Genomic DNA, 9,718 nt, shown 5'->3' on the forward strand with positions numbered 1-9,718 from the left:
GAGTTATGAGGGTTGTGATATGTATCACAGCATTGAAAAACCAATAGACTCACTTCCACTAATCTTCAATACTATTATGTCTTTCTGCCTGCTGCATACGAAATGCAAACCGAGCTGCTTGAAGCAAATTATATATCATATACCATTCTGCTTGCTTGAAAGCCACCTTTTAAGTTCTTAAATCGTCTCGTTCTTCTGAATCTCTACTTAAGAGATACTGAATCGCGCTGCAAAAATACAAATTTTATTGTAAATAAGCGAATTATGCCTGTTAAATTTTTGATTTCGTTCAGCAAAAAGCAACTTTTTATGGAGTTGATTTTTGAATGAAATCGGATAAGTCTCTGATTGAAAGGAAGTTCTCCGTTTTTCTGTATCTTTTAAGTAGAGATTCAGAAAAATGGTTCAAATTGGTTCAGGAAGGATGTAACCGCCCTTAGTGCTGTTTCTGCCCCACCTGTCCCTCCCCAGCGGGAGGTCCTTACCCTATACCCAAGCCCTAAATCCCTACCATAGGGATTAGGGATGTAACCGCCCTCCGGTGCTCGGAACCGCTACGCTATAAGGTTGGCGGACCAATCAAAGGTCTCGCCAGATTGTGCGGGATGGGACCGCCTGGGTATAGTTTGCTATTATCTTGCTAAAGGTGCTGGATACTACCCCTATTTTAAAACCACCCGGTCTTGTAATAAGTCACAAAGAGAACGTAATGTCTTTAATGTATAAGGACGAATCGTCAAGTCATCACAAACTATCTTCTTATCCTTACCCAAGAAAAACATACCACAATGATCATTAAGACCTGCTTTAACAGGATATATTCTTAATCTATCATGTAAGTTTACTAAATACCTTGGAGTAAAAAGAGCATAACCCACATAATGGCTTTTGGGACATTAGGCTATGTTCTTTAAGACTTCCAAAAATTTAGGGAGTTCCGAAAGTGGGAGAATGCCCTCTTTCTCTATCTCTCCATAATTGACATCATACACTATCCTATCACTAAGAATAGATAAACAGGCATCTCCTTTGGAGGTCTTCCATTGCATTAATATATAGCCATTGGTATTTGGGAATATTGCTAATCCCTGAAGCAATGATTCGCTACAGGATGAAACAACCTTCTGAGAATAATCACATGCTTCTGATGATATGGAAGGGGAACCTGCGTAATCCCAATTCGCTGGCAAATCTCGAAGTTCAAGAATTCGCTTCTCAAGTCGTTGCCTTAACGAAAGGCTTGGCTTCTTTTTCAGCTGTTGCTTCAATAATCGCAAAGCTTCTGCCATAGCATCAGTCACACTGATGTTATTCTGCTCTGCAATTGTTGCATAGCCTTGATATAATGTATTATCGAGTACCAATGTTGCCATAATCGTAATATTCTAATCTTGGCTGCAAATATAAGGTTTTTCTATGAAACTACCAAATTTTGGGGGGAGTTTTTGCTTCTTGCTCTAATCTCCCCCAGATTAACACTGATTTCTTAGACCTATTCGGTCTCAGGTGGTAAATCCCACTCTGCTCCTATGAATTCCATCACGAGTCTTTGGAAGCTTGCCTTGTAGCCGCCTTCCATCGGGCAGGGATCGTCGGGATAGACCTCGTGATACTCCTCTTCCATGTTGTCCAGATAGTCCATTATCAGCATCATCTTGTCTCTGGTGCTGTGACACTTCTTCAGCGAAGAACGAAGCAGACAGTAGGACTGGGTGTTACGGGCATAACCCTCTTAGACATGCTTGACTGAATTCTCATTCATGTGGCCAGCCACCTTGAGGGTGCGTACCACATTGGTACTGTCGCCGAGGATGGTATCCGTCAAAGCGTTCAGTGCCTTTGGTGTTTTTGTAAATCGTTTCATTTCTTAATATATTTAAAAATTCCAATTTCTTCTGTTAAGCTATCATAAATTACCGCATTTTTGTACCTATATATGTAGGTACAGGATTCCCGGCGGTTTCAACCTTTTTTCATATCTTTGCAGCAGCTTTCAAGAACGAGGGCTGAAGCTGAACTTTAGCGTTTCACTCTTTTTATAAGCAGCGTATGCTAAAGAATATAAAGAAATATGTATCAATGGGTTATAGCGGATTTAAAACATCCCTAAAACGCTGTTTTTACTCCATTTTCAGTGTTCAGAGTTCAGAATTCAGCCTGATGTTCAGCCTCATGAGACATAGAGTAAACAATTACAATCAAACATAAAAATCATCACAGTATGGCAACATCATTAATAAAACCAGAGGATCAGGAGGCTTTGCCTTCTTATGTCCAGAGCATCCAGTCGTCGGAAAACCATCCCGTCGCTTCATGGGAATCGGTGAAACAATTCATCACCGAAGATCCTATCGTCAAAAACCTCACGCTGCTCTATCGACAGCGTCTGCAGGTCAGCAAGAGCTTCGCCGACGAGCTGAAGCCGAAATGCCCTGCCATCACCATCTCTGCCCAGATGGACGGATATGGCAGAAAGTTGACTAATTTCTTGAAACCTACCCTCAAGCTGATGGTGGAGTTCGACACCGTGCCAGGCGACCAGATGGAGCACATCAAGCAACTCATCGTGAAGGATGAGCATACCATGGTGGTGCATCGCAGCATCAGTGGCAGGGGTTTCCATATATTCTGCAAGTATTCGCCTTCTGACAACGAGGACATCGCCATCCTCGACCTCTTCCACCTGATGCTGGAGAAGGCGCAGAGCTATTACGAGCATCTGCTGGGACTGGAGTGCGACAAGGCTTGCGCTGACATCACCCGATGCGCCGGACTTGCCTACGATCTTGAGGCTTTCTTCAACTGGCAGTCTGTGCCTTTCTCGCTGGATAATGGCGACCTGAAGAAGTTTTATACCCAGAAGGCGGTGGAGGCGAAATCGATCAAACGTGCTGCCAAGCGAAAGGCGAAGAGAGAGCAACAGGGCGGGAAGCAGATGGCTGCCATCACCATCGAAGAGGCTGCACCGCACATCAAGGAGCTCCTGAAGCAATGGGGCTACGACTTTGAACCAGGCAGGCACAACGAGTATGTCTGCCACTTCGGCAAGGTCTGCGTGAGATATGGCATCGACAAGGACGAGGCGATGAAGTATGCCGACAAGGAGTTTGGTACCAACTATGCCGACACCGCCAGCGTGATGAAATCGTGCTACAAGCATACCGACCTCTTGGGTACCTGGCACTTCTACCGTCCCGGCGAGGCATACAGCGGCAAGCCGAGGGTGAAGACCATCAAGCAATGGCTGGATACCCACTACGAGTTTCAGCACAACATCGTGACGGGCTTCTTCGAGTTGAGAAGCCGCATGGTCCTCAGCGGCAAGTATTCTCACTTCACCCGCATCGACGACAACATCGAGAACTCGCTCTGGGCAGAGATGGACGAGGCTGGGCTGCATCTTTCCGAGAAGGTGCTGCACAGCATCATCAACAGTGATTTCTGTCCCCCCTACGATCCCTTGGAGGAATATCTCCGGAGTCTGCCGATATGGGACCGCAACAAGGATCCCGACTATATCGACCAGCTCGCCGACCGCATCCATGTGGTGGAGAAGCCGGGCTATGAGCACAACCAGAAGCTCTTCCGCTATTTCTTCAAGAAGTGGCTGGTGGCGATGGTGGTGGCATGGGTGATACTGAAGGTGGTGAACCAGTTCATCCTCATCCTCGTGGGAAAGGGTGGCATCTTGAAGACCACGTTCTTAGCCTATCTCCTTCCGCCGGCGCTGCGCCAGTATTTCTTCAACGATTCCACGGGCAACTATACCGACAAGGACTTCATGGAGGCTTTCAGCAGCAAGGCGACGATATGCCTCGACGAGTTTGAGACGGTTTTCGGCAAGAACCTGAGTGCCTTCAAGAGCAATCTCACGAAACTCACTTTCTCCATCCGCCGTCCCTACGACAAGTATCGCACCGAACTGCCCCACCGTGCCTCGCTCTGCGGAACCACCAACAGCCAGCAGTTTATCACCGACGAGGAGAACCGCCGTTACTCTCCCTGGATAGTGGACAGCATCGAGAGTCCGATAGACTACCCGATAGACTACGACCACGTCTATGCCGAGGCATTGGCTCTGGGTCAGGAGGTGATGAAGCGCAAGAAGAACTCGCCTCTGAACTGGACTTTCTGGCTGACTCGCGATGACATCGAGCTGATGCGCCTCCACAACCGCCTCTTCATGGTTGCCAACTATGCCGAGGAGCAGATACTGAAGTATTATAAGGTGCCATTGCCCGACACGCCACTGGAGTATATCAAGTTCCGCTACACCTCGGAGATTCTGGAGAAGATTGGTGTCAACCCAGCCCTGCGCCAGAACCTGAACTCTCACAACATCGGTGCCGTGATGTCTCGTCTGGGATTCAAGAAGATTCACAAGGAGCACGGCAACGGCTGGGCCGTGATCGAGAAGGAGGGTTGCGAAATCAACAGCGATGCCGTGTTCGATCCTAACGATACCGTGGAGGATTAAGTATCTTGGTTACGATGGCTAAGTATCTTGGTTACGACAGCTAAGTATCATAGTTACGGATGGTATTTAAGTCGCACACGGATCTCACGGATCTCACGGATTTATTTTTTCGTTGCAAGCAACGGGTATTCACATTTGGTCTCAATGGAAAAACTCCGAAGGAGTCGAAAATCCGTGAGATCCGTGAGATCCGTGTGGGAAAAATCAACATTAAACATTATAATAAAGTCTATGGATTTACGAAGTTACACCAAGCAGGAGTTAGCCCTGCTCTATTTTCCGGATTCCGACCCGGACGTGGCAAGATCTCATCTGATGAGATGGATAGTAAGATGCACCCAGCTCTATGAGCAGCTGCTGAAGAGTGGATACACCAAGAACAGCAAGGAGTTCAATCCCCTGCAAGTATCCTATATTTTCTTCCATTTGGGAGAGCCCTGATATTTATCAGTGATAATCGTTGAGTATCGTGGAGCAACATTGAGCATCGGTGAGTTGGGAATGAGAAATGTTGTATCTTTGCATTGTGATTCAGAAAGAGAAGTCCCACACGGATCTCACAGATCTCACGGATTCTTTTTCGTTGCAAGCAACGGTTATTCTCATTTGGTCTCAATGGAAAAACTCCGAAGGAGTAAAAATCCGTGAGATCCGTGAGATCCGTGTGAAACAAAAACACTTAACATTTAAAAACTATGTTGCTTTACGTACTAAAACTAAATCAGAACGCCAAGATGCCAGAGGCATACGGCAAGTACTACGCCTATCCAGTCATCACTCAGACGGTAGACATCGACGGCCTGGCCGGACACATGGCTAGCCACAACACTCCTTTCTCCAAGGGAGCCATCAAGGGCATGATTACCGATATGGTATCGTGCATCAAGGAACTCACCTTGCAGGGTATCGCTGTGAAGATCGACGACCTCGCCATCTTCTCCATCGGCATCCGCAACAAGGAGGGAGCTGCCTCGGAGAAGGAGTTCACCATCGCCAAGAACATCGACGGTTTCCGTCTCCGTGCTCGTGGCACCGGTGAGTTCAGCGCCAAGACCATCAACCTCGATGCTACGCTGAAGAAGGCCTCTGCTCTGTTAGGGGATGGCACCACCACGGATACCAACCCGGATACCGGGAAGGATACCACTGGTGGAGACAACACCAGCCAGGGTGGTAGCGGAACCACTGGAGACGAGAATGTAAGCTTGTAGTAGGCCTAGCCTCCTGGCATCTGAAACAAGAGAAAGCGCATCGGCAGGATGCAGTCCGGAGTAATCCGAGGGCACATCAGGAATGAGTTCATCACTCATCATTCAACATTGTCAATTCATCGCCCTGAACGGATGCTTGCTCATCCTGCCCGCTTCCTTCTTGGTTTCCCACACGGATCTCACGGATCTCACGGATTCTTTTTCGTTGCAAGCAACGGGTATTCTCATTTGGTCTCAATGGAAAAACTCCGAAGGAGTCGAAAATCCGTGAGATCCGTGAGATCCGTGAGATCCGTGTGGGAAAAATTCAACATTTAACATTCAAAATTAATCATTATGAAAGTAAACTGGAAATCCGTCATCAATTTCGTCATCACTGTCCTCACCGCCGTCCTCAGCACCTTCTGCATGCAGAGCTGCGCCAACCTCTAAGTCGCTCACGGATCTTTACATCACTAGGCGATGAATACCTTTTGCCATGTCATCAACATTAAAGTTTACCAATAAGCCAACTTTCTTATGTGCGATTTTGAGATACGTCATCAACTGCTTATAATGTACCGGATGTAATTCTTCTACAGATTTCAGTTCAATAATCACCTTGTCTTCGACAAGAAGATCCAACCGATAATCACACGGAAGCTTTACTCCGTCATAGATGACTGGAAGCGGAACTTGCTGTTCTACCTTCAAGCCCTCCTTGCGAAGCTGATGAACCAAAGACTCCTCATAAATCTGCTCAAAAAGACCTGGTCCCCAATAGTTATAAACTTCAAAGATTGCACCGCGAATCTTATAAGTCAAATCGCCATATAATAACATAAGCCATAAAAAAGACTCACACCCATCTTAAACGGAAAATCCGTGAGATCTGTGAGATCCGTATGCAAAATTAAACATTAATTCTTAATAATCCAAAGAAAACAATGAAATCTGTAAAATCCATGTGCAAAACAATGTGATTCAGAAAGAGAAGTCTCACACGGATCTCACGAATCCCACGGATTCTCTTCGGTGCAAGCAACAGAGATTTTCATTTGGTCTCTCAATGGAAGAACTCCGAAGGAGTCAAAATCCGTGAGATCTGTGAGATCCGTGTGCAAAATTAAACATTAATTCTTAATAATCCAAAGAAAGCAATGAAGAATCCAAGAAAAATCGATCTGATTGTGGTACATTGCAGTGCCACACGTGTTAACCAGGACTTCCCAGTTGAAGCCTTGGAAGCCTGCCACAAGGCCCGTGTTTCCACTCCATCGGTTACCACTATTACATTACGAAGGATGGTATGGTCTATCCCTGCCGTCCAGAAAACGAGGTGGGGGCTCACGCCCGCCACTACAACGCCCACAGCATCGGAATCTGCTACGAAGGTGGTCTCGACGAGAAAGGCAAGCCTGCCGACACTCGCACTCCAGCCCAGAAGGATTCTCTGGAAGACCTCCTCTACGGTCTCTCCCTCGACTATCCCGATGCCGAGATCCTAGGCCATCGCGACCTCCCCTGGGTTCGCAAGAGCTGTCCTTGCTTCGATGTCAAGAAGTGGCTGAAGGAAATCGACTTCCATCTCTAGGAAATGCTCCTCATCTGAAAACAGATGGGGAGTTTTTTTATAAAATATATTAAATGGTTTCAACTGCCGGATACAGCTCCGCTTCTCCTGAGAAGATGACTCTTCCCGAGTTATGAAGGTTATGATATGTATCACAGCATTGAAAAACCAATAGACTCACTTCCACTAATCTTCAATACTATTATGTCTTTCTGCCTGCTGTATACGAAATGCAAACCGAGCTGCTTGAAGCAAATTATGCCTGTTAAATTTTTGATTTCGTTCAGCAAAAAGCAACTTTTTTTGAGATGATTTCGGATGAAATCTGATAAGTCTCTGATTGAAAGGAAGTTCTCCGTTTTTCTGTATCTCTTAAGTAGAGATTCAGGAAAATGGTTCAAATTGGTTCATTTTATCCTGGAATAGTTTTTTCTTCTCTTTTTTAAATTACTGAAGTTTCGTATGTGGTTCAAGTACGGGCTGAAGGCCCAAAAGCTCCTAGCCCAGGGCATCGCCCTGGGTATAATGGCAATCAACAAGGCGCCCTGTAAGGGCAAAAGCTTTGTATATTGCCAGGTATTTGAAAGCTTTTGCCCTTACAGGGCGACAGGTTTGCGTCCATAAACACCCAGGGCGATGCCCTGGGCTAGGAGCTTCTGCCCTTTCAGGGCGTGCAGGGCTTACTTGCGAAACTTGAGTAAATTATAGGGCGGCTAGGTTTCTGGCGGTGGTATCATCTACTCTGGAGATACGGGATGGGACCGCTTAGCCCCCTAACTCTTCCTCGTGGCGGCGTAGCAGATGAGGGGGATGAGGAAGGCGAGGGACATGCTTTGCGTGGTGTCGGCTATGTAGCACTGGCGGTCTGCTTCTCTATATGAATGCTCTCCTCGGCATAGTTGATAAAGAAACTATTCACGCCCGTCTGGGCTGCCACATAGAGGAAGAGGGTGAGCATGCCGAAAGCGAATGCCATCGCCTTCATCGGCTTCTCCTCTATCTTCTCGTTCGTATCTACCTCATGCGCTCTTCTCGGGTGAGGCAATGTTATTCTTGACAGAATAAATGCCACTGAAAGCACGAAGATACCCACCAGGGCGTATGGAATGGCTATGTTGACACCTGAGAACAGCAATTGTCCGCCAACCAGTGGTCCCACTATCCAACCAATGCCATTGAGCGATTGTGACAGATTGATTCTACTCTCTGCCTTATCGGGATGTCCCAATACCGTGGTATAAGGATTGGCACTCGTCTCCAGACAGGTTAAGCCGCATCCTATCACAAACAAGGACAGTACGAAGAAATAGAAGCTGTTGATTTCACTTCCAGGATGCCATGGGCAAAGCCCCACATGAAGAAGAGGCTGCTGATAATGAGGAAGGGAACCAGATAGTTATGCCCTTCGTATCTGAAGATGGATGGCTTCATTATGATTCTCTGCAAATTCCTTACTATCCTTTACAACCAGGGCAAGATAGCCACCGCCACCTGCGCCCGGCATCTTCCATGCCAGCACATCGTCCAGAGCACTGTAATGATCAATCATCGGCTGCACACTCGCATCCGGTTCTATCACACCATCGATAGAAGGATTCACCATACCTGGGAACATGGCTATCTGGGCTTCGAAGGATGCCTTGTATGCTGCTACAAAAGCATCAAGATTGTGCGCAAGAATGGCATTCCAGCATGCATCGGCAGCATCGGCTAAAGCCTTCACCTTTGCAGGAGTAATATCCTTGCCTTCTACCACGCTGCATCCCGGACGTCGTGGCTGCATCGGTATCATCACGAGGTGGTCTTCGAGGAAGCGGAGGGTCATCTCATCCTGAGTGCTCTCTATCTTCTCTGGCCAGAAGTTGTTGTCATAATAATGACGAGCCAGACCTGGTACGCAGATTCCGATGGAATCCTGGGCACCGGAAATGATGCCGTCGTGGCGCTCCGGATTATTCTCGAAGCAGAAGACCAGACGGGCGAGCATCTCGGGATCCATCTTTGGGAGCTTCACCGGCCATATCTTCTTGATCATGTTGCGGGTGGATGTGGAGAGGCCACATCTGTCACGTACCTCGAAAGTTGGATCCAGGGAAATGGTGATTGCCCAACCAGGGTGATACATGCTGACGTATGGCTGGTCGATCCAGGTTCCAGCGAGGTCCAGACGGGTTGGGATGCCCGCATTTTGTGTCGTATTATCAGATGCTGTCGATAAAGCCTTCTTCAAATCGGATGAAGAACGTGCCTTCAAGCCTTCATGAGGTGTGCGCTGAAGTTCGACATACTCGATGCCTCGCTCTGCACAAATCTTTCGCTTCTCATCAGAACCGCCTTCTGCATTTACAACAAACACATCAGGTTTTACTTTATCAAGTGTTGGGAGAAAGTCGATAACTCCACTTCCTTCATTGATATACGCATCCTTCACTGCCTTGATGTTCTTGACCATGAAGAGTCGTTCTTCCTGTGGGAACA

11 protein-coding genes and 1 pseudogene are annotated in these 9,718 nt (G+C 47.1%); 6 read left to right on the top strand and 6 right to left on the bottom strand.

Going from position 1 to position 9,718, the window contains the following annotated elements:
* Positions 1-896 precede the first annotated feature (896 nt).
* The 3 genes from DW830_RS14455 to DW830_RS16980 form a co-directional block, all read right to left on the bottom strand.
* The gene (locus tag DW830_RS14455) at positions 897-1,373 is read right to left on the bottom strand and encodes a hypothetical protein (RefSeq protein ID WP_119250377.1); all 477 of its coding nucleotides are present in this window, start codon (positions 1,371-1,373) and stop codon (positions 897-899) included.
* A gap of 119 nt (positions 1,374-1,492) precedes the next feature.
* Positions 1,493-1,654, bottom strand: coding sequence for a hypothetical protein (locus DW830_RS15955; protein WP_158573514.1), 162 nt, complete (start codon positions 1,652-1,654; stop codon positions 1,493-1,495).
* Positions 1,655-1,732: 78 nt separating this feature from the next.
* Positions 1,733-1,864 (bottom strand): hypothetical protein, encoded by a 132-nt coding sequence (locus tag DW830_RS16980; RefSeq protein WP_254951633.1) that lies wholly within the window; start codon positions 1,862-1,864, stop codon positions 1,733-1,735.
* Positions 1,865-2,221: 357 nt separating this feature from the next.
* Here DW830_RS16980 and DW830_RS14460 point away from each other — a divergent pair, with 357 nt between their 5' ends.
* The 4 genes from DW830_RS14460 (at position 2,222) to DW830_RS15960 (ending at position 6,120) form a co-directional block, all read left to right on the top strand.
* Positions 2,222-4,477, top strand: coding sequence for a BT4734/BF3469 family protein (locus DW830_RS14460; protein ID WP_119250378.1), 2,256 nt, complete (start codon positions 2,222-2,224; stop codon positions 4,475-4,477).
* 231 nt (positions 4,478-4,708) lie between these two features.
* Positions 4,709-4,918 (top strand): DUF4248 domain-containing protein, encoded by a 210-nt coding sequence (locus DW830_RS14465; protein ID WP_089544585.1) that lies wholly within the window; start codon positions 4,709-4,711, stop codon positions 4,916-4,918.
* Positions 4,919-5,172: 254 nt separating this feature from the next.
* Positions 5,173-5,688: a DNA-binding protein gene (locus DW830_RS14470; protein ID WP_119250379.1), complete on the top strand. Its 516-nt coding sequence runs from the start codon at positions 5,173-5,175 to the stop codon at positions 5,686-5,688.
* Between the two features lie 336 nt (positions 5,689-6,024).
* On the top strand, positions 6,025-6,120 hold the full coding sequence (locus tag DW830_RS15960) for a smalltalk protein (protein WP_158573515.1): 96 nt from the start codon (positions 6,025-6,027) through the stop codon (positions 6,118-6,120).
* 15 nt (positions 6,121-6,135) lie between these two features.
* Here DW830_RS15960 and DW830_RS14475 read toward each other — a convergent pair whose 3' ends face one another.
* On the bottom strand, positions 6,136-6,492 hold the full coding sequence (locus DW830_RS14475) for a GxxExxY protein (RefSeq protein WP_233544567.1): 357 nt from the start codon (positions 6,490-6,492) through the stop codon (positions 6,136-6,138).
* Between the two features lie 335 nt (positions 6,493-6,827).
* On the opposite strand from DW830_RS14475, the pseudogene DW830_RS14480 reads away from it, so the two are divergent.
* Positions 6,828-7,261 (top strand): annotated as a pseudogene (locus DW830_RS14480) (N-acetylmuramoyl-L-alanine amidase).
* A gap of 734 nt (positions 7,262-7,995) precedes the next feature.
* Positions 7,996-8,121 carry a hypothetical protein gene (locus tag DW830_RS16985; protein WP_255415639.1) on the top strand — a complete coding sequence of 42 codons (126 nt, stop codon included), beginning with the start codon at positions 7,996-7,998 and terminating at the stop codon, positions 8,119-8,121.
* Here the strand turns inward: DW830_RS16985 and DW830_RS14485 are convergent.
* On the bottom strand, positions 8,088-8,594 hold the full coding sequence (locus DW830_RS14485; RefSeq protein WP_233544568.1) for an MFS transporter: 507 nt from the start codon (positions 8,592-8,594) through the stop codon (positions 8,088-8,090). The genes DW830_RS16985 and DW830_RS14485 overlap by 34 nt on opposite strands.
* A gap of 42 nt (positions 8,595-8,636) precedes the next feature.
* Positions 8,637-9,718: cytidyltransferase (locus tag DW830_RS15965; protein WP_158573516.1), on the bottom strand; the 1,082-nt coding region annotated here is incomplete at its 5' end.

This window comes from Prevotella sp. AM34-19LB (assembly GCF_003468525.1).
Taxonomy (GTDB): domain Bacteria; phylum Bacteroidota; class Bacteroidia; order Bacteroidales; family Bacteroidaceae; genus Prevotella.

What these genes read in the sequence shown, in the direction of transcription:
- DW830_RS14455 (WP_119250377.1), bottom strand. Translation starts at nt 1,373, where the DNA reads ATGGCAACATTGGTACTCGATAATACATTATATCAAGGCTATGCAACA.
- DW830_RS15955 (WP_158573514.1), bottom strand. Translation starts at nt 1,654, where the DNA reads ATGATGCTGATAATGGACTATCTGGACAACATGGAAGAGGAGTATCAC.
- DW830_RS16980 (WP_254951633.1), bottom strand. Translation starts at nt 1,864, where the DNA reads ATGAAACGATTTACAAAAACACCAAAGGCACTGAACGCTTTGACGGAT.
- DW830_RS14460 (WP_119250378.1), top strand. Translation starts at nt 2,222, where the DNA reads ATGGCAACATCATTAATAAAACCAGAGGATCAGGAGGCTTTGCCTTCT.
- DW830_RS14465 (WP_089544585.1), top strand. Translation starts at nt 4,709, where the DNA reads ATGGATTTACGAAGTTACACCAAGCAGGAGTTAGCCCTGCTCTATTTT.
- DW830_RS14470 (WP_119250379.1), top strand. Translation starts at nt 5,173, where the DNA reads ATGTTGCTTTACGTACTAAAACTAAATCAGAACGCCAAGATGCCAGAG.
- DW830_RS15960 (WP_158573515.1), top strand. Translation starts at nt 6,025, where the DNA reads ATGAAAGTAAACTGGAAATCCGTCATCAATTTCGTCATCACTGTCCTC.
- DW830_RS16985 (WP_255415639.1), top strand. Translation starts at nt 7,996, where the DNA reads ATGGGACCGCTTAGCCCCCTAACTCTTCCTCGTGGCGGCGTAGCAGAT.